We start from the raw sequence: 24,437 nt of genomic DNA, 5'->3' as shown, positions 1-24,437 counted from the left end.
CAGCCTCAGAGAGGCGAGTGAAGCACTTAGCTAAAGCTCAGGCAAGTCAAGCTCAAGCTTAAGCTCCAACCTAAGGGGGATATTATAATGTCCACGCTCATCGCCAAGACACGTCGGAGGCGGTCATGGAGACCGAAAGTTCGCTGCAAGGGTTTCGTAAAGATCGGGTGATGTCTAAAGTTGAGACGCTTGAGCAAGTGATCGAGTTGCTATCAAAGAGCGAAGGGGAAGCCCCACAAGACCCTCCCACAGAGGAAGTGGTTATATTGGAGGCTTCACCCTAGCCAAGACGGGAGATTATCAATGGCGCGCCTTCATCTGGACTTGAGCGAGACCCACGACGAACTCGTGGAGACGCTAATGCGGATGTGCGACCTTCAGACTAAGAAGGATGTCGTCGAAAATGCTCTGATGTTGCTTGGGTGGGCGGCGAAAGAAGCTCAAAATGGCAGGATTATCGCCGCTGTCGACGAAGCTGGAAAGACCTACAAGGAAATCCAGACTCCCGCTCTTATAGGTGCCCAGCGCAAAAGGCATCCAGCAAGAGTCGTCCAGCCGAGAGTCGTTCAGCGCAAAAAGGTTGAGGTTGAATCAACCTTGATTTCCCGAAAGGGGGAAGACGCCATCTTAGCGTAGCGTTTTCTCCGACGGATATCGGTGATATACCCGGCACTCTAAAGAGAGTGCCGGGTTTTTTTGAATGCCGCCGAAAGAGAGAGATGTTCAGAAGATTAATCGTTTACTCGAACAATTGGCTAGTCGTCGTGACGCTCCTGTCGCTATTATCGAGGAAGAATGGTGTCTTGAGGATGGTTGCCGTCTGACAAAAAAATACATATTTAGGACTTTGCAAGCATATAAAACATACATGCGATCAGAGGGCAAGGAAATCATGGAAAAAATCAAGATCCTGTTCTTCGCTGCTAATCCGAATGGCACAACTGAGTTGAGCCTTACTAAAGAGGCGCGGGAGATTGAAGAAAAAATCCGTGCCGCTCAATTTCGCGACTCCTTGGAATTCATTACCAAGTGGGCGGTTCGTCCAGATGACCTGCTTCAGTCCCTCAACCAGCACAAGCCGCACATCGTGCATTTCAGCGGTCACGGCAGTCCGGCGGAAGAGATTATCTTGCTCGACAAGCTTGGCAACGCCAAGCCCGTGAGCAAGGAGGCGTTAATCGGTCTATTCCGCACCCTCAAGGATAATATCCGTATTGTCCTCCTGAATGCGTGTTTTTCGCGACCGCAGGCTGAGGCAATCACGGCAGAGATCGACTGTGCAATCGGTATGACGCACGCGATTGGTGATGATGCCGCTATCATCTTTGCGGCCTCCTTCTATCGCGCAATAGGGTTCGGGCGCTCGGTGAAGGATGCATTTGATCAAGGGAAGGCAGCCATAATATTGGAAGGAATCCAGGAAGAGGAAACGCCCGAGTTGATGACCCGACAAAACGTAACGGCCGAGTCGGTTGTTTTGGTAAACGGGCGCGCCAAGCGTCCCAAGCGTCCATAGCACAACCTTCGGTGCTGGACATCACGGCACAGGGTGGTAAACCTTTCCATTGGTGCAGAACTCAAGACTTTCGGGACGCGCGCCGGAGCCTTAAAAATCAGAGGCTTGCGCTATGCAAAAGATAGGCACGAAAATGCGGCCCTCGCGCTTCCTCAAAGAAAAAGGCACCCCGTTGCCGGAGTGCCTTTTCCTTCAGAACAGCCGCGCGATCACAAGGATTAGGGTCGATACCAGCGCTGGGGGCAATTCGCACCCGACGCCGACGCGATAGACCCTACCGCACGGCCGGCTGGCTTCGACAAAGAGCACCATTTTCATGGTGGTCTCCTGTCTGCTGCGCGTGGGTCCCTTGGTGTAGGCGGCACGCGCGCTAGGCCAGCGGTTGGGAGTTTTTTTACCTGTCGTCCGGTTGGTGGTCTCCCAGACACGCTCCGACTATTTCGTTGACGGTGCCTATGTGGGGTGCCCCAACGTCCGTTCAAGAGGCCAAGACCAAGGCCTAACTCCTCGATCCAGACCTCGCCGCGTCATCTCTTGCTTCGCTCTGGCTCTAAATATATGATAATGTCTTTTATCATACATGTTGTCGGAGAGTTAAATGGCTGGTGCGGACTTACGACAATCGCTCCGAGACGTGGTCGCGGAGATGGAGGAGGAGCGTAAACGGAATCCGCCCGCGCCCACCCCTGAAATGGGAGCGGTTGCAACGTTGATTGCCGTAGCCCTTCAGCTGCTGTTCTTTGGTGGCGTGATAGCTAGCTTCCATGTCGATGTTCCAACGATCGTAAAAGGAATTGCCGAAGCTGCGGTCACGCATCGTCCTTATGCGAATATCTTGGTTGGAATTGGCGGTTTAATTCTAGCGGGCGTCCTTTTCGGATTTCGAGAATTCCTCGCCCATCCTCTTTATGCGCCCGGTGAAATCCTCTTCGGTGCTGCGGTCGCGGGCTACAGCATCCAGCAACCAAATTACGCTGGGTTCATCGGCTTCTTCGCTGGCGTCAGAATTATCGTTGATGGCTACAAGAGGATCGGTACTCTTCGAGACATGCGGGCGGAGTGGGCAAAGACGGATAAGCCAAAATGAATCAGCTCGTCCTCATAATCGGCGACCGCGCCCCTGCCCTCATCGCCGCCGTCGGCGAGCGCGCCTCCTATCGCTTCTTTGAATTCTTCACCGCCAACATCCGCAACCCGAACACGCGCCGCGCCTATGCGCGCGCCGCCGTCGAATTCTTCGATTGGCTGGAGGCGCGCGGCGTCACAAACATCACGGCGGTCGAGAGCGTGCATGTCGCCGCCTATATCGAGCAGCTCGCCAAGGCGCGCTCCGCGCCGACCGCCAAACTGCGCCTCGCGGCGCTGCGCCACTTGTTCGATTGGCTTGTCGTTGGCCAAATCATGCCCACCAATCCCGCGAGCGCCGTGCGCGGGCCGCGTCACATCGTGCGGCGCGGCAAGACGCCCGTGCTCGACCCGCAGGAGGCTCGGCAGCTCATCGACGCGATTGATGCGACGACCATCATCGGCCTGCGCGACCGCGCGCTGATCGGCCTCATGGTCTATTCCTTTGCGCGCATCGGGGCGGCGATCGGCATGCGCGTTGATGACGTGTATGCGCAGAACCGGCGGCTATGGGTGCGCTTGCACGAGAAGGGCGGCAAGCAACACGCCATGCCCTGCCATCATAATTTAGAGGCCTACCTTCACGAATATATCTACGGCGCGGGGCTGGCGAATGGGCCGAAGGCGTTGCTATTTCAGACGTACAGCCGCGCGACCGGCCAGCTTACCGGCAATCCCCTGCCCCAAGCCAACGCCTATGCGATGATACAGCGGCGCGCCAAAGCCGCCGGAATCACCACGCGCGTCAGCAATCACACCTTTCGCGCCACGGGCGTCACCGCCTATCTGAAGAACGGCGGCACGCTTGAGCGCGCCGCGCAGATGGCGAACCATGCCTCGACGCGCACAACGCAGCTCTATGATCGAAGAGCGGAGGAAGTGACCCTCGACGAGGTGGAGCGCGTGCTGATTTGAGCGTCAGCTCGCAGCAGTTTCATCACACTTTGCGTAATATTCCGTTGTGTTGCTGCACATGCACGACGCCTTCGCAGGTTTCGACGGCAGCTATACCTTACTGAAAATAATCGAATATCAAGTAGATGACAGGGGAAGCGCCGACCGCTCCTACGGCAAAGGCGAGGCTTGGACGTGCTCGAGGTGATATTGTGGGGTTTCCGCAAAGCGCGCGGCAGCCCTTGCTTCCCGTCGCTGGGGCGCAGGTAGAGGCGGCGCGCGCTCATTACGCAGTTTACTCATGGAGAACACATGCCCCGCCGCCTGCGCGCCTTGCTCTATAAAGTTGAACGCGCGCTCGTCGGCGTCGTTATGCAGCTTCCGGCCTGGGCGTTGGAGCGGTTGGCGCTACGAGGCGGGTGAGGAGGCATTTGCCGAGCCCGGGAAATTCTCGCCCCGTCATGCCCGCGCTTGTCGCGGGCATCCACGCGCTGACGCCTCAACGGGCGCTCAAAGAAATAGGCGGGCCTGAATGTCTGCGCGGCGGCGTGGCGTGGATGGCCGGCACAAGGCCGGCCATGACGTGGCCTGGGGTCGTGCTCAATGCCCTCAGACTCACCGTCCGCGCGCCATATCGACGAGCAGGAAGAGCGTCAGAACCGCGCCGACAAGCCCGAAGGCGATCGGCGGCCAATGCTCCGGCGAGCCGGCGGTGAAGCCTGCAGAAAACAGACTCGCGGTCGCAATCATCCCGAAGGTGAGTTGCCGGCCCGTCCGCCGCACGCCTTCCTCGAGCGAATGGGCGAGGAACTTCACCTCGAGATTCTGCCCGGGCCGCGCGCCGATCAGCTTCTCGACCGTCTCGAAGAAGCGGGCGGCGCGGACTTTGAGCTTTTGGGCTTCGTAGAGCATCGTCTTCGTGCTCAGCTTCTCCCGCGCCGCTTTCAGCATCGCGCGCTGCAAAAACTGTCCCGCGACGTCGAAGGGGTCGATCGTCGGGTCGAGCTGCGCCGTTGCAAGCTGCACCTGAGCGAACGCCTTGCCGACGAGGGTAAGCGAGGCCGGCAGCGGCACGCCATGGCTCATGGCGATCCCGGTCATCTCCTGCAGGATCGGACCGATCTGCATCTCGGCGAGGCCGGCTTTGCGATATTTCGCCATCAGCCCGCCGATTTCCGCCTGATAGCGCTGAGGCTCGAGGCGGGAGGAGTCGAAGTCCCCGGAGAGCATGAAGGTGACGTCGGTCAAGAACTGCGCGTCCTCCTGCCAAAAGGCCATGAGCAGCAGCATGAGCTGCTCGCGCAGGTCGCCGTCGAGCACGCCCACCATTCCGAGGTCGAGAAAATAGATGCGGTCCTTCCACCACATCAAATTGCCCGGATGCGGATCGGCGTGGAAAAATCCGTCGACGACGATTTGCTTATAGAAGCTCTCGAGAAGCTGACGCGCGGCGGCCGCTCGATTGGAGCCCTCCGGCGCATGGGCGACCGGCTCGCCCTGCACTTCCTCCATGACCAGAAGCCGCGGCGTCGAAAGCCTCTTGTAGACGGCGGGAACGGCGAGACGGTCATAAGAGGCGACGACCTCGGCCATGCGTTCGAGATTGGCCGCCTCCTGCGAAAAATCGAGCTCGCGCTGCAGCGATTGCGAGAGCTGCTGAAACACGCTCTTGACGTCCATGACTTTCTGCAGGCGCCGGCGACCTCCGGCTTCCGTCGCGAAGGCCTCGAAGAGCGCGAGGTCCTGCTCGATCTCTCCGCGGGCGGACGGCCGTTGGACTTTGACGACGACTCGCTCGCCGCCGACGAGCGTCGCGCGATGCACCTGGCCGATGGTGCCGGCGGCGAGGGGCTTCGACTCGATCGCGTGGAACACGTCCTCCCAGGGAACGCCGAGCTCCTTCTCCATCACCGAGACGACCTCGGCCTCGCTCATCGGCGGCATTTTGTTCTGCAGCGAGGCGAGCTCGGAGATGAACTCCGGCGGCAGGAGATCCGGGCGCGTCGAAAGGATTTGCCCGAGCTTGGAAAAGGTCGGCCCGAGCTCCTCCAGCGCGGCGCGCAGCCGTTTGGCCTGCCGTCGCCGGCCGGTGGCTCCGTCCGGGTCGGGCCTGTTGAAAAGCTCCCTGAGCCCGTGCTTGGCGGCGATCGCAGCGATATTTGCGCCGCGCGCGGCGCGCCGGGGCTGCGGGGGCTCCTCCTCAACCGCGCGGGGCGCGAGCTTCGGCGCGGCGTCCTCCCGCGCCGTGTTCACAATAATCACGGTGCAGCGGGCGTTATGGCTGATTCGATTCGGGACGTTGCCGAGCAGAAACTCTTTCCGTCCCGTCATGCCCAGATTGCCGACGACGAGCACGTCGACGGCCTCTTGCTTGGAGGCGGCGATGATCGCCCCCGCCGGGTCCGGATCAATGAACACCAGCCCCCGGCCGCGCTCGCCCGCGAGGCTCCGCGCATAGGCTGGAAGCTCGGCGCGGGCGGCGTCGGCGCGCGCGTGATCGGCGGCGCTGGCCGTCGAGGCGCTTCGATCCTGCGGGACGATCACTTGCACGACGAGGAGCTCGGCGCCGTAGAGATCGGCGAAAAGCGCCGCCCAGCGCGCCGCGCGATCAGAGGTTTGCGACCCGTCGACGGCGATCATCACGCGTCGAACAGGACCCTCGCCCATCGGCGGAGTCGACGACGAGCGGTTCGTGGCCGCCTGGGAAAGACCCGCGTTCAACGTGTCCGCATCATGCATGTGAAATCTATCCCTCGGGAGCAGCCGCCCTTTCGAGAGCGCCCGCAAGCGGAAGAGCTTTAAGAACTCCTCTTTGAGCGCGCTGTCGAAGCCAACGCCTCGTCCGCCCTCGTGGCGGTTTCAGGAGATCACGCTGCGTTTCGGGGGAATCGCCCGAACGCAGAAAACGTGATCGATTCTAAAAGCTTAGAGCGCGATCTGTGCGAATAACCGGTTTCCATTTTTTCGCATCGCGCTCGAGCCGGCTGGCCGGGAACGTCACGACTTTGCCCACAATCGCACCGCGGCACAAGCCACAAAACCCATGGCGTCGAGGAAGGGTCTTTTCGAGCGGACGCGTGCGACTTAAAGACATCGATGCTCCGCTCGCACGCTCCGCGGAAATGGGCGCGCGGAGATTTGCCTGATCGCGCCGGAGCCCTTCGCATGACCCTGCCCCGCCAGCTGTCGACCTATGCGCTCGTGGGCGTCTTCGCGTCGCTCGCGCATTACTCGGCGCTTGTCGCGCTCGTGGAGCTTGCGGCCGTCCCTCCTGTGCGGGCGGCGCTCGTGGGTTATGTCATCGGCGGGATTGTCTCCTATCGGCTAAACCGCCGCCACACTTTCGCGAGCGAGCGCCCGCACCGGGAGGCCGTCTGGCGCTTCGCTTTGGTCGCGCTGATCGGCTTCGGCCTCACCTTTGTCTTGATGCGCCTTTTCGTCGAGCGCCTCGGCGCGCCCTACCTGCCGGCGCAGCTCCTGACGACGATTCTCATCATGTTCGTTACTTTCGCGATCAATCGGCTCTGGACCTTCGCCCACCTGCCCATGGGCCGATGAGGCCGGCGGCGCTCCCATTTGCGACTTGCCGATGGAGCCAAATGTGACTAGTGCTCTGCTCCACTTTATGCCCTCCGCAGCCCTTTTCCGCCCTGATGCGCCCCGGCGGGCGCCCGTTCTTGGAACGGACATTGCGGAGCGAGGGAGCCAGGCTCAGCGCTCCATCGGGCCGTCGCACAACGCCGGCTGCGCCGTTCCTTGCTGAACGGCGCGACGGCGGGGAGGGCGATGGCCGGCGCGGCGCGGCCAGAGGAACGAGAGGTTCAAAGCGATGCGTGATCCGGTCGACACTTACAACCAGTACCTCATCCCGCAGGTCATCGAGAACACGTCGCGCGGCGAGCGCGGCTTCGACATCTACTCGCGCCTGCTGCGCGAACGCATCATCTTTCTGACGGGTCCCGTCGAGGACCACATGGCGTCGGTCATCACGGCGCAGCTCCTCTTCCTCGAATCGGAAAACCCGAAGAAAGAGATTTTTCTCTACATCAACTCGCCCGGCGGCGTCGTGACCTCGGGGCTCGCGATCTACGACACGATGCAGTTCATCAAGCCGAAGGTCTCGACGCTCTGCGTGGGCCAAGCGGCGTCGATGGGCTCGCTTCTGCTCTGCGCCGGCGAGGCGGGGCTGCGCTATGCGCTGCCGAACGCGCGCGTGATGCTGCATCAGCCCTCGGGCGGCTTCCAGGGCCAGGCCTCTGACATTCAGCGCCACGCCGAAGACATCTTGAAGGTCAAGCGGCGCCTGAACGAAATCTACGTTCGGCACACGGGCAGGGATTATGACCTGATCGAGAAGACGCTCGATCGCGATCATTTCATGTCGGCGGAAGAGGCCAAGGAGTTCGGCATCGTCGATCATGTTCAGGCGAAGCGACCCGACGAGGAAGTTGAAGCCAAAGCCTGAGGGTTAATCACGCATGTTTCGTAAGATTCTGATCGCCAATCGCGGCGAGATCGCCTGCCGCGTCATCAAGACTGCCCGCAAGATGGGCATCGCCACCGTCGCGGTCTATTCGGACGCGGACGAGGACGCGCTGCATGTCGAGATGGCCGACGAGAAGGTCCATCTTGGGCCGCCGCCGGCGGCGCAGTCCTATCTGCTGATCGACAAGATTATCGCAGCCTGCAAGCAGACGGGCGCGGAGGCGGTTCACCCGGGCTATGGATTCCTTTCCGAGCGCGCCGCCTTCGCCAAGGCGCTCGCGGACGAGGGAATCGTCTTTATTGGCCCCAATCCGCGCGCAATCGAAGCGATGGGCGACAAGATCGAGTCGAAAAAATTCGCCGCGAAAGCCAAGGTCAATGTCGTTCCCGGCCACCTCGGCGTCATCAAGGACGGCGAGGAGGCGGTCAAGATCGCCAATGAGATCGGCTATCCCGTCATGCTGAAGGCTTCGGCGGGCGGCGGCGGAAAAGGCATGCGCATCGCCTATAAGGCCGATGAGGTCGTCGAGGGCTTCACCCGGGCGCGTTCGGAAGCGGCCTCCTCCTTCGGCGATGACCGCGTCTTCATCGAGAAGTTCATCGTCAATCCGCGACACATCGAGATCCAGGTGCTCGGCGACAAGCACGGGAACGTGATCCATCTCAATGAGCGCGAATGTTCGATTCAACGGCGCAACCAGAAGGTCATCGAGGAGGCGCCCTCGCCGCTGCTGGATGAAAAGACGCGCGCAGAGATGGGCGCGCAGGCCGTGGCGCTGGCCAAGGCCGTCGACTATGATTCAGCCGGCACGGTCGAATTCGTCGCCGGCCAGGACAAGAGCTTCTATTTCCTCGAGATGAACACGCGTCTGCAGGTCGAGCATCCGGTGACCGAGCTCATCACCGGCATCGACTTGGTCGAGCAGATGATCCGCGTCGCGGCGGGCCTCCCGCTGGAACTTCGCCAGAAGGACGTCACCATCAAGGGTTGGGCCGTGGAGAGCCGCATCTATGCGGAAGACCCGACCCGCAATTTCCTCCCGTCGATCGGCCGGCTCGTCAAATACCGCCCCCCGCACGAAGAAAGCGCGGAAGGGATCACGGTGCGTAACGATACAGGCGTCACCGAGGGCCGCGAAATCTCGATCCATTACGATCCGATGATCGCCAAGCTGGTGACGCATGGGCCGAACCGGCTTGCTGCGATCAATGCGCAGGCCGACGCGCTCGATCGTTTCGTGATCGACGGCATCCGCCAGAACATTCCTTTCCTCTCTTCGCTGATGATGAATGAGCGCTGGCGTTCCGGCGAGCTCTCGACAGGCTTCATCGCGGAGGAATATCCGGGCGGCTTCGCGCCGCAGGAGCCCAAAGGCGAGCTCGCGCATCAGCTGGCGAGCGTCGCGACCTTGATGGACCACATCGGCAATGAGCGCAAACGCCAGGTCTCCGGCCAACTCAGGCACGGCGCGCCGGTTCAATTTGAGCGCAACCGCGTTTGCCTTTTGGGCGACCAGCGCTTCTTCGTCTCGGTCTTAGCTCAGGACGAAGATCTGCTCGTGCGCTTCGCCGGAGAAGAGGAGCGCCAGCATCGCGTCACATCGCAATGGCGCCCCGGCGATCTTGTCTTCGAAGGCTCCGTCGACGGAAAGCCTGTCTTCGTGCAGACCCGGCCGATCCTGAACGGCTATGAGCTCTCGCATCAAGGCGTGGGGGTCGCAGCGCGCGTTTACACGCAGCGCGAGGCGGAGCTCGCCGCCTTCATGCCGAAGAAGAAGGACACGGGCGCCGCCAAATTCTTGCTCTGCCCGATGCCGGGCCTCGTCAAGACCATGGACGTGAAGGAGGGCCAGGAGATCAAGGCGGGCGAAGCCCTCTGCATGGTCGAGGCGATGAAGATGGAGAACGTGCTGCGCGCCGAACGCGATGCGACGGTCAAGAAGATCCTCGCCAAGCCGGGCGACAGCCTCGCGGTCGACGCGGTGATCATGGAATTCGCGTGAGGCGGGGAGGCCTAGAGCCTGTCACGGAAAAGCGCGAAGCGGTATTTCGGTCAGGACATGCTCTAGGTTTTTGACTTGGCGCGCGGGTCCCGTCCCATAGCCTCCCGCGCTTTAATGAGCAGGCGGGCCTCGTCGTCGCCGACGTCAGGCGGCTCTCAACCGCCGCATCAAGCCATCGACTTCCTCCTCGATGAGCGGCAGCGCTTCGTCAGGCGTCATCGCGTCCACGTCATCGACGCGCCAATATTCGATGCGAGGCGCCTCTTGCGCTGTGACATAGGATGGGAAGCGCTTTCCCATCAACGGAAAATGCTCCGCGTATTTCAACGCGACGATATGGTCCGCCGCTTCAAGATCGGCGATCTGCAGCTGTAACGGCGCTCTCGCGTCGCCACGCTCAAAAGCCACGCCTCGCTCTCGCAGGGCCTTCACCGTCGCCATCGCTATCGGCCCGACATTGGCGTGACCGAGGTCGACAGCGATGCCCCTCGAGGCAGCGGCCCATCCGGCGCAATCCGCCCGGGCGCGGAAGTTGAACAGCTCCTCCGCGAAGCGGCTGCGGTAGTAGTTTCCTGTGCACAGGAATAGCACGGTTCTCATGTCGGTCCCGTTTTCCATTCGGCCGCGCTTTCTCTCAATGGAGTCGAGCGCCCTCTCGTCGAGGGGCAGGATCGGCCGAGCGCCTTACGCCCCCAGCGCGTCTCCCGCGCGGACAGAAGCGTTCGAGCGATAAGGAATCGCGCCAAATCAAAAGGTTGGAGCATGTCTTGACCGGAAAACCGCTTCGCACTTTTCCGTGACAGGCTCTAGCGACAACCTCAGCAGGGCGCGAGGTTTCTGACGTGGTCGAGCCCCCATTTATACAGCCCGTCCGGCGAGCGCGAGAAATCGCCGTGGCGCAAATATTCATCGAGCGCCATCGTGACCTGATCCCATTCCGATGGCGTGGGCTTTTCCCAGATTCGCTGCGGGGTGCGCTCGCCGTCGGCAATCGCCCAGATCGCCACCGCGACCGGAAGCGCCGTCTCGCGGCTTTGCGCCCACTCTCGCACGTCCTCGAGCTCCATGTCATATGCGCAGGGAAAGTTGCGGTTCATGGAAAGTCCCCCGAATCGCCTCTATGCCGGCGCGGGTTTCTTGACGCTTTTTGATAACAGCGGCGTGAAGGACGTCGATCTATCTCGGTCTCCACCAAAGAAATTCGGACGCCGGCGGCGGCGCAGTTTCGAGGCTCCCGTTTCACGCGCGAAAAGGATAGATAAGACGCAAGGGGCCCGCCCAGCGGATTCGTTTGGCCGCTCGTCTGGGTTCGTGAGCGACAGGGGAAGCGTATGACTGAGCCGGAACGTCGACCGCCCCGTCCTCGCGCCTTCCGCCTCGACGGGGAGAAAGTCGTCACGCCTCCCCCGGGCCCGGGCCCGGGCGTCGAGACGCCGCGGCCTTTCGCGGCGAAGGTGCTCGAGGCCGAAGAAGATATTTTCGCCTCTGTCGCCGGCGATTTTCCCGCGGACCCCGATGCGGAGGAGGCGGCGACCGAAAAGGCGCAGGCGAAGGGCCTTCTCGGCAAATGGGCTTTCTCCATTCCGGGGCTCTTCTGGTCGGCGCTGACCGGCCTCGTCTCGCTGACGCTGACCCTCTGGGTGACCGAGCTCGTCGAGGGGCTGTTCGCGCGTTCGGCGCTGCTTGGGACGCTCGGCCTGGCGCTCGCGGCGACGCTCGTCATCGCCGCATTGATCCTTCTCACGCGCGAGATCCGCGCGATGCTTCGGCAAAACCGCATCGCGCAGCTGCATCTCGGCCTTGCGGCGGCGCGCGGCGACAATGACGCGAAAGCCGCGCGGGCGAGGATCACGGAGCTCTGCGATCTTTATGTCTCCCGCCCCGACACGGCGCAGGCGCGCGCGAGACTGAAATCGCTGTCGGAGGAGATCATCGACGGCAAGGATCTCATCGACTTCGCCGAACGCACGCTGATCGCGCCGCTCGACGCCCTGGCGCGGAGGGAAATCGCAGCGGCGGCAAAGCGCGTCTCGCTCGTCGTCACGATCAGCCCGCGCGCCATCCTCGACGTGATCTTCGTCGCCGCCCAAGCCATCGCTCTCATGCGGCGTATCGCCGAAATCTACGGCGGGCGTCCGGGTCTCCTCGGCTTTTTCAAGCTCGCGCGCTCAGTCGCCGCGCATCTCGCGATCACCGGCGGACTGGCGATCGGAGACTCGCTTTTGCAGCAGCTGGTCGGCCACGGGCTTGCCGCGAAGCTCTCGGCGCGGCTCGGCGAAGGCGTGCTGAACGGCCTGCTCACCGCGCGCGTCGGTCTCTCGGCGATGGCGGTGTGCCGGCCAACTCCCTTCTGCGCGGAGAAGGCGCCGGGCGTGAAGGACGTCGCGCCCTTCCTGTTCGGAGACAAGAGCGAGAAAGCCTCGAGCTAAATTCGCGCAGACGCAACGCGATATTTGTACAGAAGCCGACGCCGACTCAAAAAACCAAGGGCGCCGGCTTCGCGACGGCGCCCCCATTTAGAAGTCCCATTCCAGCTTCTGGGTCCCCTTGCCCAGACCGCCTTAGAAAGGCAGCAGCCCGCCAAAGAGCCCGCCGCCGCCATAGCCACCGTAAGTTCCCCAGCCGCCGTAGCCACCGCCGTAGCCACAAGCGCTGACCACAGGCCTGCGGCAGCCTGAGGTGTAGACCGGCGCGGGCGCGAAGTAGTCACTGGCTACGACCGGGGCGGCGTAGTCAGAAGCCACGATTGGGCCACGATGCCAACCCGCGTGCCAACCCCTGTGCCAGCCATAGTGCACGCCGTAGTGCGTACGCCAGCCGCAACCCCGTACATACGCGTCGGCCGGGGTCGAGAAAGCAACAACGGCTCCAATGGACAGCGCAGTCACCACCAGAAGAGCATTCAACCGTTTGAGGGTCATCATAACCTCCACAGGCCAATAGCCCTCCGAGCCGGAATGGGGCCGCACACATCTCGCGACGACTATCCAACCTCTCGCCAAGGGCTAGCTGTTGAACTTGCGTCGAAGACGATATTGTCAATGCTACACAGAATAATTGTCAGCAGGATCTTTGCATACGGTGACGTTCAAGCCCTATGGTCGTCATAGGAATGTGATATTAGCTATAAGTGAACACGATGTTCTGGGTTGTTTTCTTTCATAAACTCCACAATTATGATTACGTACGGAATCGTACAAACAATCTTTTCATTGTGGTTAATACGTAAATTGAGCAAGCGGCGATGGAGAGGTTTCGCTAAAGCTAAAATTGACTTTATGTTCTCTGGTAATTTTGGCGGCAAAGCTTGTGTCACAGACGAACTTTTGTCATTTTTACCCGTCGCCTAAGACGCGCCGCCGCCTCTCGCCTCATCTTGAGCGGGAGGCTTCACAATCTCTCGCATGCGCTCAGAAAGACGCGCCTCTTAGCTCTCGTTGAGGCGCGCGGGCGGGCGAAAACGGTCAAAAGAAGAAAGGACTCTCATGGCCTTGAAACGCGTAATTGGCGCGTTATTGGTGTGCGCCGCGCCCCTTCTGTCGCCCTCGGCTCGCGCGAAGGACGTCATCCAGGACGCGGCGATTGCCGCGCTGCCTCGCCTTACGGCCTACCACGCCGTCTACGACCTCTCGCTCGCCCAAGCGAAAGGCGGGAACGCTCCGGCCTCGGCGCGAGGACGCATCGCATTCGAATTCTCGGGCTCCGAATGCGAAGGCTATGTGGAGAAAATCCGCCAGGTTACAGAACTTCGGTCATCGGAAGGCGCGCCGCAAATTTCCTCTCTCCGCAGCGCGACCTTTGAAGCTGGCGACGGCAAAAACTATCATTTCGATATCGAGCAAAGGGCCAATAGGGACCCTGCCGACCACGTGCGCGGCGAAGCCCGGAAGGATTCCGGCCAGCCTCTGTCGGTCAGGCTCCAGAACCCTGCGCCTCGGGAAGCGAATCTGGCGGCGGAGGCCTTGTTCCCTTCCTCGCATTTGCGCCGCCTTCTGGCGTCGGCGCAGGCAGGCGGCCATCTCCTGGAGGCGCTTGTCTATGACGGCGCGGAAGATGGACGGAGGGTTTTTCGGACGACGGCGACGATCGGCAACGCTCTTTCCACTCCCCCCGCCGCAAAGGCGGCGCAAGTCGACGCGCTCAAGAACATGCGGCGCTGGCCAGTCTCCATCTCTTATTTCGACGCCGATACGAAGGAAGACCAGACGGCTCTCTATGTCATTTCCTTCGAGCTTTACGAAAACGGCGTTTCGACTGCGTTGAAGCTCGATTAAGGAGAGTTTGCGCTCGCGGGCGAGAAGATCGAACTCGCCGTCGCTCCTGCGAGTTCGACTTGCATGTACTAACCATCAATCGCCGCTACCGGTAGAAGACTGGAGCCTCGCCGCTCGACTGCGTTGGGGTTTCGTTTTGTCGGCTTGGCCTCGGGACTTCGTCCTTGTATTGGCTAGGGTGGAAACTGCGGCGCGATGGGGTCCCTGGGCGAAGTTCGAGGGAGGCTTCGCCAAATGAGATCGCTTGATGAAAATCACCACCTGGAACATCAATTCCGTGCGGCTGCGCATGCCGCTCGTCGCGCGCTTTCTGAAAAGCCACTCGCCAGACGTCCTGCTGCTGCAGGAAACCAAGTGCCGCGACGCCGAATTCCCCGCCTCCGACTTTCGGTCGCTCGGCTATCCCCACCTCGCGATCAACGGGCAGAAGGGCTATCACGGCGTGGCCATCGCCTCGAAACATCCCTTGGAGCCGCTCGGCGCGCGCGACTTCTGCAAGGCCGGCCACGCGCGCCACATCGCGGCTGAAGTGAAGGTGGGCGGCGAGCCCCTGCGGCTACACAATTTCTACGTCCCCGCCGGCGGCGACGAGCCCGACCGCGAGATCAATCCGAAATTCGCTCACAAGCTCGATTTTCTCGACGAAATGCGCGAGTGGACAAGGGATGAAGGCGTCTCGCAAGGGCGCGTCATCCTCGCCGGCGATCTCAACATCGCCCCGCTCGAGCACGACGTATGGAGCCACAAGGCTCTCCTCAAGGTCGTGAGTCACACACCGATCGAGGTCGAGAAGCTTACAAAGGCCTTCGACGCTGGCGGATGGGTCGACGCGCTGCGGCGCTTCGTTCCGGCCGAGGAGAAGCTTTACACTTGGTGGAGCTACCGCGCGGCCGATTGGTCCGCGAGCGACCGCGGCCGACGGCTCGATCACATCTGGGTGAGCCCCACGCTCGGCGGCGCCTTGAGAGAAATGCAAGTGCTGCGCGAGGCGCGCGGTTGGGAGCGCCCTTCGGATCACGCCCCGACAACAATCGTGCTGGAAGTCTGAACCGACTCGCTATTCCTGCGTCGCGAGCATCGCGCGAAGCTCCTCGATCGAGGAGAAACGCTGCGCGCCCGTTTCCGAGCGCAGCTCCACCGAACCGTCTGAAAACATTGCATATGTCAGACCGCCGGACTGGTAGCGCTCGACCTCGCGCGGCTCCTCTCCATCCTGCGGCGGCTGCGCGGCCGCTTGGCGTTTCGGCGCGGCGATCGGAGCCGGCGCTTCCTCTCGGCGCGGACGAAGAGGCGTGGGCGGCGCAAGCGCAGCGGCCGGCGCTGGCGCCGGCTGGCGAGACTCGGGCATCGGATCCGGCATAGCGCTAGCGGCGAGCGGAGGCGCGGACGCGGCCGGCGGCGCGGCTCTTTGCTCAGGCTGAGGCGGTGGGGGCGCGGCTCTTTGCTCACTCTGAGGCGGCGGCGGAGGCGCGGCTCTGCGCTCGTGCGGGGACGGGGCTTCTGGCTCGGCCTGGGCCGCGGAGGCCTGCTTCGCCGAGGCGTCGGCCATCGAAGCGCTTGCCGCGAGGAGTCGATCGAGACGCGCCACGACTTCGGCCAGGGCGATCACGATCGCGCCGCCCGAGAGCGCTGCGGCGCCCGCGATGAATTGGCTCCAACCGCGCTCAACCTGCACGATGTCCCAGCCGCGCAGCATAGCCGTCGCACCGCCGACCGCCAGCGCGAAGCCGAGTAAAGTCAACGCCCATCGGGCGATGTTGCGTCGCATGATCGAACTCACCTATTCCTTCCGCCCCACCCCTGCATCGACAATACCCAGGATGAAGTCTGAAGCGTGGCGTCGCTCGCCCGGCTTTACTGCGAGGCGAGCCGCCTTCGCAATGGCGAAGCTTATGCCCAAGCGAGCGACTGTATTGAGTTCGCAATGTTCAATTGTGGCATGATGCCTCATAGCATTACTCGCGATGAATCACAACATCGATCCCCATGACCGTCGCGTTCGAGGCGGGAAGACAAGGAGGGATGGGATGGGCATACTACGGGCCGCTGGTGTATTTTTCGCAATTTCCCTCGGAATTGCGTTGATGACGCCAGAAATGGCCGCAGCGCACGGCGGCGTAAAGCTCGAGCAAGACGAGTGTGTGTTGAAAATCGGTCCCAGCACTATGCACTTCGTCGGCTATCAACGGACCGGCGAAGAGCAGGAGTTCTGCGAGGACATCGCACAAACCGGCCCGACGGTGATTGGTCTGACGGCCGTATCCGCTGATCTCCGCGACATGGCGATCGGGGTGCGTGTCATCAAGGATGTCGGCGCTGAGAGGGAGAAAGCCGACATCGAGGCGGCGACTGTTTTCTACAGGGCGCCGAAAGTCTATCAAAACGGCTCGATGACCTTCGAGCACGACTTCAAGGAGCCGGGTCATTACGTCGGCATCGTGACGGTCTCGGACGACCTCGGCAATGTCTGGGTTTCGCGCTTTCCCTTCACGGTGGGCCTCTATTCCGTGATGGGGATGATCGAATACATCCTCTACGGGGTCGCCTTCCTGGGGCTCTGCGGCTTCCTCTGGTTCATGCTCTCTCAGCGCGCTAAGAAAGGCGCAGCGTCCCCGGGGCCGCTCTCGGCCCGAGAAGCCTGAAGAACCTCGCGACCCGCGCGGAACATCCGCTCGGGTCGCCCAGACAGGAAACGCGTCATCATGCGATTATCCGCTAGAGCCTGTCCCGGAAAAGCGCCAAGCGGTTTTCCGGTCAGGACATGCTCCAATCTTTTGATTTGGCGCGATTCCTTATCGCTCGAACGATTCCGTCCGAGCGGGAAACGCGCTAAGCCGCTCACGGGGGTTCTGGGCGCCCTGCTGCTCGCCCTTGGCGTTTGGACCTATGGCCCCGCCGCCGCAGCCGAAGATCCGGATGAGGCCGAGCTCTCGCAGCATTTCAGCGCCGTCGAGGTTTGGCATTATCCGGTAGCCTACGACGTCGGCTACAACGGCCAGGACGTCGTCGTGACGCGCGAGCTCGTGGCGCTGCCGCCGCCCTCGGGCAAGCTCTGCTTCATTCGCTTCGACCTCGTGCGGGGCGAAGGGGACTATTCCTATGGCTTCAAACCCTCGGGGGCAGGAGGTCCGGCCAACGACAAGGCTTGGGGCGTCTACGCCCACAAGCGGGGGACGGTCACAGACCAGTTGCGCTCGGTGCTGAAGCTGAACGTCATTTATTTTTTTGTCGACGGTCCCAAGACGGCGCAAAACGGCCCCTCCGACGACATTTGCGCGCAGAAGCAGGCGGCGTCTGCGCACGCTTACACCGCTCCGGAGTGGTCGGACCTCGTCGTGCGCGCCAAGCTGTTGCGCGGCTGGCCGGCGACTGCGACGCCGTAGAGCCCGATGCGACAAGCGCGAAGGGGTTTCCCGGTTGGGACGCGCTCTAAAGACCGGCGATGGCCGAGGAGGATATTGTCCCGGCCGCGTCTCCGCCCTAGGAAAAGGGCAGCGTCGGCGCGTTCCTTGCTAGGCGCTAGTCCCATTCCAGGAGATCGCAATGACCTTCACGCTCGAGCCTCTTCCCTACGCCTATGACGCCCTGCAACCCTATCTTTCACGCGAATCCTTCGAATATCATCACGACAAGCATCATGCGACCTATGTGACCAACGCCAATAATCTCATCAAGGGCACGGAGTTCGAGGGAAAGCCCATCGAGGAGATCATCACCGCCTCGCACGGGAAGAACGTTCCGATCTTCAACAACGTCGCGCAGCACTACAACCACGCCAATTATTGGAAGTGGATGAAGCCGAATGGCGGCGGCGCCATTCCCGGCAAGATCGAGAAGGCGCTGGTCGAGTCCTTCGGCTCGGTCGACAAGTTCAAGGAAGAGTTCCAGGCGCAGGGCCTGGGGCAGTTCGGCTCGGGCTGGGTCTGGCTCGAAATCAAGGACGGCAAGCTCGCCGTGCGCAAGACAGCCAACGCCGAGAACCCGCTCGTCTTCGGCGCGAAGCCCCTGCTCGTCGCCGATGTCTGGGAGCATTCCTACTACATCGACTATCGCAATCGCCGCGCCGACTATCTCAAGGCTTTCCTCGATCATTTGGTGAACTGGGCCTATGTCGAGGAACTCTATGACGCGGCGGTGAAATAGCACGCGCGGCCCCTCGCCTCGGCGAGGGGCCTGCTCCTCTCGAGGCAAGCGGTTCGATGGCCGCCGAATTCACCGCGCGTTGCGCGTCTTCGCTCTCATCCGTCGATCCCGCCGCCTGGGACGCCTGCGCCAACGCCGGGCGCGATCCCGACGAGCGCCACAATCCATTTGTCTCGCATGCTTTCCTCTCGGCGCTTGAGCGATCGGGCTCTGTCGGAGGGCGAAGCGGTTGGGCGCCGGCGCATACGCTGATCGAGGACAAGAAGGGCCGCTTGCTCGCCGCGGCGCCGGCTTACCTCAAGGCGCATAGTCTCGGCGAATATGTCTTCGATCAGGCTTTCGCCGAAGCCTATGGCCGCGCTGGCGGGCGCTATTATCCGAAAATTCAGGTCGCGGTTCCCTTCACGCCGGTGACGGGTCCGCGGCTGCTGCTGGAAAAAGACGCGCCCGACGCCGCGCGCGCGGCGCTTATCGACGCGCTGCGCGATCTATGCAAATCCTGCGGCGCCTCGTCGTTGCACGTCACCTTCGCGACGGAGCCGGAAGCGAGCGCGCTCGCGAAGCAGGGCTTTCTCCAGCGCGCCGGAGAGCAGTTCCATTTCTCAAACGAGGGCTATCGCGATTTCGACGACTTTCTCGACGCGCTGTCCTCGCGCAAACGCAAGACCATCCGGCGCGAGCGCCGGGAAGCGCAGGGCTCCGATCTCACGATCGAGCTTTTGACCGGCGCCGACATCGAACAAAGGCACTGGGACGCCTTCTTCGCCTTCTATATGCACACCGGCGCGCGCAAATGGGGAAGGCCCTATCTCACCCGCGCCTTCTTCGACGAGATCGGCGCTTCGATGCCGCATCGCGTCCTGCTCGTCATGGTGCGCAAGGATCGAGACTATATTGCCGGCGCGCTGAATTTTCTGGGCGACGACGCGATTTATGGCCGTTATTGGGGCGCGCTCGAGGAGCGGCCCTTCCTGCATTTCGAGGTCTGCTATCACCAGGCGATCGATTATGCGATCCGTCATGGCTTCAAGCGCGTGGAAGCCGGCGCGCAGGGCGAGCACAAGCTCGCGCGCGGCTACCGTCCGGTCGCAACGCATTCCGTACATGAATTCGTCGACCCGAGGCTTCAAGCCGCCGTCGCCGACTATCTTGCCCGCGAGCGCGAGGCCGTCGCGGCAATGATCGAGGACTATGAGGAGGCCCTGCCCTTCCGGCGCGATTGAGCGCCCCGTGGCCTGCGGCCCTCGCGCCGTGGCAGGCCGCAGGCGCCGCAAAAAACGCGAGATCGGCGCAACCTTCCTTCGAACCGCGTGTTTGTACGGCGCGACGCTCGGCTCAAGATCATCTGCTGATTTCTCTCTCAGATATCACGCGCGGCCAACGAGCGTCCCGCGCGCTAGGAAAGGCCAAGCGTCATGAGCAACATTCCTGAAATACCGAAGCAAAAGCAGAACCAGTATATTTTCGGCGCGGTCGGCGCTGTCCTTGGCGGAATCATGGGGCTCGGCGTCGCGGGTCCGGTGGCTGCGGTCGTCGGAGCCGGCCTCGGTGGGCTCGTCGGCTATAACTTCCTGACCCGGTTCGGTAAGTAAACGCGAAGCTTAGGCTGGCGGGCGACGCGTTTTCTTCCCGCGGGGCCTGGGCGAAGCCTCTCCGAAAGTCGATGCGCGGCGCGCTCCGCGTGTGTCAGCCGGGCGGCCGGGAGCACGCCTTCGTAATTCTCAGCGCGTTTCCCGCTCGAAGGGAATCGTTCGAGCGATAAGGAATCGCGCTAAATCAAAAGGTTGGAGCATGTCACGGAAAACCGCTTCGCACTTTTCCGTGACATGCTCTACCGCCAAAACGGATCGAGACGCTTGAACCGTCGCCAGGCCTCGCCCAGCTCCGCATCCGCCACTTCGGCGTCGCGCTCGCACCAGCCCAGCACGACGCCCGCCGCAAAGGCGGTCCCGGGCTCAGCGCGCGCCCCCAGCCCGTCCAGCAGCATCTGGGCGCCCGCGGCGTCGTTGTGCGCGCCCAGAATGTCCTGCAGCCGCGCGACGGTCCGGATATAGCTGCGACAGCCGCCAGAGTCTTCGTACAATCCGCCAAAGAACTCTGCCGCGTAACGCAGGTTCTTGAGCGCGATGCGAACCTTGTGGCGCTCGGCGTCCGGCAGCATGACGAGCTTCTTCCCGCGCTTCAAGACGCGCTTTCGCAAGCGCTCGAGCGTCTCGGACGAAAATTGCGTCACCGGCGTCGTTAGACTAGCCAGCTCGCCCGGAGCGTTCCGCCATCCGCGGCGAGTCAGAAATGCTTGCAGCCTCAACGAGAAGACCGTCGTCTCCTTGGCGTCGATCAGCTGGCGCGCCTCGGCGTACAAAGCCTCTCGGCGCGCCGAAAGCGCGGACTCGATCCCGCCGAATACCGCTCCATCGGCGGACGCCCGACGCGGTCCCGCAGCGAGCAAATCGCCGAAAGCGTCGCATTCCCGAGCGGGTCCGAGAGCCGTCGCAATGCGCTTGGCCTCCGCGCGAAAGGCGTCAAACTCGGCGCTTGGCCTCAGACGATTGAACATGCCGAGGGCGGAGCGCATACGCCGGAGCGCCACGCGCAATTGATGGATCGACTCCGGATCGTCGCTTTCGCGCAAGGACGCAAGATTGGCGAGAAAATGCGCCAGCGTGTTGCCAACGACGCTCCCGATCGCGTCGTCGAACGTCGCGCCGGGCGGGAATATGGGGTCACGGGCCTTCACCGGCGCAGCCACCGCGCCGCCGACGAGCCGAAACCCGCGTTCTGACTTGCTCGTCACATCGAGGCGCAACGGCAAGGCCTGGACCGCGCGCGCGGCGAGATCGTATAGCTCCGATGCGTCTCCGCTCTTAAGCTCGAGCTCAACCTCGATGACGCGCGCGCGCCGATCGCCGGCGACGATTTCTCCTTCGTCGAAGGCGATCTCGATCTGAGCCGTTCCGGCGCTGACGAGACGCGTACGGCGCTTAATTCGTGTTTCGAATTGCGGTTCGAGCGGGCGATCTCCAATAATCTCTCCCAGCTCGGTCGCAATTTCCTCCCCAAACAACGCCAAATCCGGCATGATTCCAGGCCCGCGCGCCTCGACCTCGCCGCGAGAGAAGGCGTCGCCGCGCGATGTGGGGAGCCACTTTAGCCCAACAAGCGGGGCGGCGCGCCCGACTCGTCGCACACGCACCGCGATCCGCCGCTCATTGAGGATATGGTCCGGCGTATCGAAGTAGGTCGAGACAAGGCTGCGGGAGCCAATGCGCTTGCCGGGAGCGCCGCCGAGGGCTGGGGCTTCCAACGCTTCCTTGAGGCCTGCCAAGTCCGTGGAGAATTTAATCTCCAGCTCGCGATGGATCCCACTCATCGTGCTCTCAGGCCTTTTCTTTTCGGAATCGCGACTCGCCTGCGCGTTCTTTCCTCGCGGTCAGACGCGAAATTGGCGCGTCGCTCCCGGACAATGTGCGCCTTGCCACAGGCGCTTGTCACAAAAAATATCGAAATTGCGCGGGGTCGCCAATTCCAACCAGTTAGTGTGAGCGCCTGGGGAAGCGCTGAGGACGCGCTATCCGGTCGGCCGGGTCGTTTTTTGTCCAATCTTCGGCGGCGAATCGGGATCTGTCGAGACCGCAACCGCGGAGCGGTCGGGAGCGCGCAGGCCGCGCGGAACGAGGCGCCTCTCGGCGAGCTCGAAGACTCCCTGCACCAGCAAGGCGAGCGCCGCCGCCGGCGCCGCGCCTGCCAGGATGAGGCCGAAATCGTCGAGCCGCACGCCCGTGAAGATCGGCTGCCCGTAGCCGCCGGCGCCGACCAGCGCGCCGAGCGTCGCCGTGCCGACATTGATGACTGCCGCGGTTTTGATTCCCGCGAGCACTGCGGGGGCGGCGATGGGAAGCTCGATGAGCAGCAGACGCCGCGTCGGGGTCAGGCCGAGCGCAATCGCGGAGTTGCGGATCGAAGCCGGAATGCTCTGCAAGCCCGAGGCCGTGTTCCGAATGATCGGCAGCAGGCTGTAAAGGAACAGCGCCGCGATCGCCGGCTCAGGCCCTAGGCCAAACAGAGGCAGCATGAAGACGAGCAGCGCGAGTGAGGGGATGGTTTGCAGCACGCTGGCGAGCGCCAGTATCGCGTGACCAAGCCGGGGACGGCGAAAGGCGATGACGCCGAGCGGGACCGCCGCCATGATCGCTGGACCGAGCGATAGCGCCACGAGCCGAAGATGTTCGAGCGTGCGAGCGAGAAGCCGCGAGGCGAGGCTGTCCCGCCGTGCGCTCTCGGCGATCCCAAACGTCTCTTGCACAAAGTGAGCGGCCGTCTCGTCCTCGCTGCGTCTTTCGATTTTGACGGCTTTGTTCATCGCGATCATTGCCGCATCGTCTATACGCCCTTGCAGTTTCAACAGCGCGCCCAAAGCCTTGGGCGCTTTTTGCTGAAGATCGGCGCGGTAGAGAAGAAAAACTTCATTGTCGGAGAAAACTTTGCGATCGTCCTCGAGGAGCTTCAAATCATAGAGACCGATCTCGGGATCCGTCGTGTAGAGGTCGACGACGTCGATCTTTCCTGCGGCAATCCCTTTGTAAGCGATGTCGTGATCGAGGCCGATCGCCTGCGCCGCGTTCAACCCATAGGCGGCTTGCAGAGCGGGCCAGCCATCCTTGCGGTTCAAAAACTCGTCACTGAACCCAAACCGCAGCTCGGGATGGCGCGCGAGATCCGAGATCAGGACGACGCCCAAACGTTTCGCCGCCTCACGTCTCATGCCCAGCGCATAGGCGTCGTTGAAACCGAGCGGCTTACTTTTTTTCAGACCGCGCGCCGCAAGCGCGCGCGCGAGCGCCTCCTCGTCCGAGACGTCCTCGCCTGCGAGGATTTCTTGCCTAAGCGTGCCGGCATATTCGGGGTAGACGTCGATCTCGCCAGCAAGAAGGGCGCTCCAAAGCAGACGCGTTCCGCCGAGTTCCTGGCGGAGGACGGTTCTCGCCCCGGTCGAAGCGCAAAGCTTGGCGGCGATCTCCCCAAGGATGACCGACTCGGTGAACTTCTTCGAGCCGATGACTATTTCTTCGGGGGTCGCCGCAGCACCGGCGTCGGCCCGGCAGAATAGCAAGCATAGAAAGCAGCATAGGAGCATTGCGCCGCGCGGGCTCATGGCGCCGGCTCCCGTAAGGTCGACGCGATCTCGCGGAGCGTCGCGAGACGCGAGGCCTGCGCTCTGATGAATTCGGTGATGAAGGGGTCCGCGGGCGCGGCGATGAGATCACGGAAGGATCCCTGCTGCAGCACTCGACCCTGGTGCAGAAAGACGATCGTGTCGCCGAGAAAGGCCGCTTCGCTTACGTCATGCGTGACGATAACGACGGTCTTCTTCAGCGTTCGGAAAATCGACTTGAGATCCTCCTGCAGTCTGGCGCGCGTCATCGGATCCAACGCGCCAAGCGGCTCGTCGAGAAGAAGGATCGGCGGATCCAGCATCAGGGCCCGCATCAAGGATACGCGCTGGCGCTGACCGCCGGAGAGCTCCGCCGGGTAGCGCTCCAAGGCTTCCGCAGGGAAGCGCGTCAGCGTGCAGAGTTCCTGCAGACGTTTGCTTCGACGCGCCGCGCGCCAACCCAACTCGCGAGACATGAGCTCGATGTTGCGCCTGGCGGTCAGGTGCGGGAACAGGCCACCGTCCTGGATGACATAACCCATGCGGCGCCGCAGGTTCAGCGCTGAGGCTGGCGCCATGCGATCGTCGCCGATCCTCACTTCCCCCTGATCGGGCGCCTCTAACCCGACGATGAGCGCGAGCAGGGTCGATTTTCCCGAGCCCGAGAGCCCCATGACGGCCGTCGTGCAGCCTTGCGCCAGCGTTAGGCTCACGTCGTCGAGCACGCGCAACGCGTCGTATGACTTGCTGACCTTGTCCAGCTTTATCATTTGGGTCTCGGTAGCCTCCCGGGGCAGGGAAACGACAGACAAGGAACAACTATAGTCGGATTAACCTAGCCATAG

23 protein-coding genes are annotated in these 24,437 nt (G+C 62.3%); 15 read left to right on the top strand and 8 right to left on the bottom strand.

Features of this window, described 5'->3' with window-relative positions; genetic code table 11:
- Positions 1-303 precede the first annotated feature (303 nt).
- The 4 genes from QMG80_RS08210 to QMG80_RS08195 all read left to right on the top strand — a co-directional run bounded on the left by QMG80_RS08210 (position 304) and on the right by QMG80_RS08195 (position 3,556).
- Positions 304-636 (top strand): hypothetical protein, encoded by a 333-nt coding sequence (locus tag QMG80_RS08210; protein WP_085772379.1) that lies wholly within the window; start codon positions 304-306, stop codon positions 634-636.
- A gap of 64 nt (positions 637-700) precedes the next feature.
- Positions 701-1,516, top strand: a complete 816-nt coding sequence (locus tag QMG80_RS08205) for a CHAT domain-containing protein (RefSeq protein WP_158658810.1) — start codon at positions 701-703, stop codon at positions 1,514-1,516.
- A gap of 598 nt (positions 1,517-2,114) precedes the next feature.
- Positions 2,115-2,603: a hypothetical protein gene (locus tag QMG80_RS08200; protein WP_085772377.1), complete on the top strand. Its 489-nt coding sequence runs from the start codon at positions 2,115-2,117 to the stop codon at positions 2,601-2,603.
- Positions 2,600-3,556 carry a tyrosine-type recombinase/integrase gene (locus QMG80_RS08195; RefSeq protein WP_085772376.1) on the top strand — a complete coding sequence of 319 codons (957 nt, stop codon included), beginning with the start codon at positions 2,600-2,602 and terminating at the stop codon, positions 3,554-3,556. Before QMG80_RS08200 ends, QMG80_RS08195 begins: the two co-directional genes overlap by 4 nt.
- 594 nt (positions 3,557-4,150) lie before the next feature.
- Here QMG80_RS08195 and QMG80_RS08190 read toward each other — a convergent pair.
- Complete coding sequence (locus QMG80_RS08190; RefSeq protein ID WP_199768981.1) at positions 4,151-6,274, bottom strand: AarF/UbiB family protein; 2,124 nt, start codon at positions 6,272-6,274, stop codon at positions 4,151-4,153.
- A 426-nt stretch (positions 6,275-6,700) separates the two neighbouring features.
- Between QMG80_RS08190 and QMG80_RS08185 the strand changes: the two genes are divergently transcribed.
- From QMG80_RS08185 to QMG80_RS08175, 3 genes are all read left to right on the top strand, one after another.
- Complete coding sequence (locus tag QMG80_RS08185) at positions 6,701-7,093, top strand: GtrA family protein (RefSeq protein WP_085773753.1); 393 nt, start codon at positions 6,701-6,703, stop codon at positions 7,091-7,093.
- A gap of 271 nt (positions 7,094-7,364) precedes the next feature.
- Positions 7,365-8,000, top strand: a complete 636-nt coding sequence (locus QMG80_RS08180) for an ATP-dependent Clp protease proteolytic subunit (protein ID WP_085772375.1) — start codon at positions 7,365-7,367, stop codon at positions 7,998-8,000.
- Between the two features lie 13 nt (positions 8,001-8,013).
- Entirely contained in the window at positions 8,014-10,023 is a 2,010-nt protein-coding gene (locus QMG80_RS08175) for an acetyl-CoA carboxylase biotin carboxylase subunit (RefSeq protein ID WP_085772374.1), read from the top strand.
- A 144-nt stretch (positions 10,024-10,167) separates the two neighbouring features.
- Here QMG80_RS08175 and QMG80_RS08170 read toward each other — a convergent pair whose 3' ends face one another.
- Both QMG80_RS08170 and QMG80_RS08165 read right to left on the bottom strand, forming a co-directional pair.
- Positions 10,168-10,623: an arsenate reductase/protein-tyrosine-phosphatase family protein gene (locus tag QMG80_RS08170; protein ID WP_085773752.1), complete on the bottom strand. Its 456-nt coding sequence runs from the start codon at positions 10,621-10,623 to the stop codon at positions 10,168-10,170.
- Between the two features lie 218 nt (positions 10,624-10,841).
- Positions 10,842-11,120 carry a hypothetical protein gene (locus tag QMG80_RS08165; RefSeq protein ID WP_085772373.1) on the bottom strand — a complete coding sequence of 93 codons (279 nt, stop codon included), beginning with the start codon at positions 11,118-11,120 and terminating at the stop codon, positions 10,842-10,844.
- 234 nt (positions 11,121-11,354) lie between these two features.
- Between QMG80_RS08165 and QMG80_RS08160 the strand changes: the two genes are divergently transcribed.
- Entirely contained in the window at positions 11,355-12,452 is a 1,098-nt protein-coding gene (locus QMG80_RS08160) for a YcjF family protein (RefSeq protein WP_085772372.1), read from the top strand.
- Between the two features lie 132 nt (positions 12,453-12,584).
- Here QMG80_RS08160 and QMG80_RS08155 read toward each other — a convergent pair whose 3' ends face one another.
- Positions 12,585-12,767: a hypothetical protein gene (locus tag QMG80_RS08155; protein WP_158658809.1), complete on the bottom strand. Its 183-nt coding sequence runs from the start codon at positions 12,765-12,767 to the stop codon at positions 12,585-12,587.
- 741 nt (positions 12,768-13,508) lie between these two features.
- Here QMG80_RS08155 and QMG80_RS08150 point away from each other — a divergent pair.
- Positions 13,509-14,297 carry a cell envelope integrity EipB family protein gene (locus tag QMG80_RS08150; protein WP_245299940.1) on the top strand — a complete coding sequence of 263 codons (789 nt, stop codon included), beginning with the start codon at positions 13,509-13,511 and terminating at the stop codon, positions 14,295-14,297.
- A 247-nt stretch (positions 14,298-14,544) separates the two neighbouring features.
- Positions 14,545-15,345, top strand: coding sequence for an exodeoxyribonuclease III (gene xth / locus QMG80_RS08145; RefSeq protein WP_085772371.1), 801 nt, complete (start codon positions 14,545-14,547; stop codon positions 15,343-15,345).
- 9 nt (positions 15,346-15,354) lie between these two features.
- Here xth and QMG80_RS08140 read toward each other — a convergent pair whose 3' ends face one another.
- Positions 15,355-16,077, bottom strand: a complete 723-nt coding sequence (locus tag QMG80_RS08140) for a hypothetical protein (protein ID WP_158658808.1) — start codon at positions 16,075-16,077, stop codon at positions 15,355-15,357.
- 247 nt (positions 16,078-16,324) lie between these two features.
- On the opposite strand from QMG80_RS08140, the gene QMG80_RS08135 reads away from it, so the two are divergent.
- The 5 genes from QMG80_RS08135 to QMG80_RS08115 all read left to right on the top strand — a co-directional run bounded on the left by QMG80_RS08135 (position 16,325) and on the right by QMG80_RS08115 (position 20,032).
- Positions 16,325-16,939 carry a hypothetical protein gene (locus QMG80_RS08135; protein ID WP_085772369.1) on the top strand — a complete coding sequence of 205 codons (615 nt, stop codon included), beginning with the start codon at positions 16,325-16,327 and terminating at the stop codon, positions 16,937-16,939.
- 132 nt (positions 16,940-17,071) lie between these two features.
- On the top strand, positions 17,072-17,680 hold the full coding sequence (locus tag QMG80_RS08130; RefSeq protein WP_281926299.1) for a hypothetical protein: 609 nt from the start codon (positions 17,072-17,074) through the stop codon (positions 17,678-17,680).
- Positions 17,681-17,840: 160 nt separating this feature from the next.
- On the top strand, positions 17,841-18,440 hold the full coding sequence (locus QMG80_RS08125) for a superoxide dismutase (RefSeq protein ID WP_085772368.1): 600 nt from the start codon (positions 17,841-17,843) through the stop codon (positions 18,438-18,440).
- 56 nt (positions 18,441-18,496) lie between these two features.
- Complete coding sequence (locus QMG80_RS08120) at positions 18,497-19,663, top strand: GNAT family N-acetyltransferase (RefSeq protein ID WP_085772367.1); 1,167 nt, start codon at positions 18,497-18,499, stop codon at positions 19,661-19,663.
- Between the two features lie 192 nt (positions 19,664-19,855).
- Positions 19,856-20,032 (top strand): hypothetical protein, encoded by a 177-nt coding sequence (locus tag QMG80_RS08115; RefSeq protein ID WP_199768980.1) that lies wholly within the window; start codon positions 19,856-19,858, stop codon positions 20,030-20,032.
- Between the two features lie 239 nt (positions 20,033-20,271).
- Here the strand turns inward: QMG80_RS08115 and QMG80_RS08110 are convergent, their stop codons facing one another.
- From QMG80_RS08110 to QMG80_RS08100, 3 genes are all read right to left on the bottom strand, one after another.
- Positions 20,272-21,810 (bottom strand): CYTH and CHAD domain-containing protein, encoded by a 1,539-nt coding sequence (locus QMG80_RS08110; RefSeq protein ID WP_085772366.1) that lies wholly within the window; start codon positions 21,808-21,810, stop codon positions 20,272-20,274.
- A 198-nt stretch (positions 21,811-22,008) separates the two neighbouring features.
- Positions 22,009-23,592 carry a glycine betaine ABC transporter substrate-binding protein gene (locus QMG80_RS08105; RefSeq protein WP_102938111.1) on the bottom strand — a complete coding sequence of 528 codons (1,584 nt, stop codon included), beginning with the start codon at positions 23,590-23,592 and terminating at the stop codon, positions 22,009-22,011.
- Positions 23,589-24,362, bottom strand: a complete 774-nt coding sequence (locus QMG80_RS08100) for an ATP-binding cassette domain-containing protein (protein ID WP_085772365.1) — start codon at positions 24,360-24,362, stop codon at positions 23,589-23,591. The genes QMG80_RS08105 and QMG80_RS08100 overlap by 4 nt, the downstream gene beginning before the upstream one ends.
- Positions 24,363-24,437: the final 75 nt, after the last annotated feature.

This window comes from Methylocystis bryophila (genome assembly GCF_027925445.1).
In the GTDB taxonomy this organism is placed as follows: domain Bacteria; phylum Pseudomonadota; class Alphaproteobacteria; order Rhizobiales; family Beijerinckiaceae; genus Methylocystis; species Methylocystis bryophila.
This window is presented reverse-complemented; position numbering and strand designations above follow the sequence as displayed.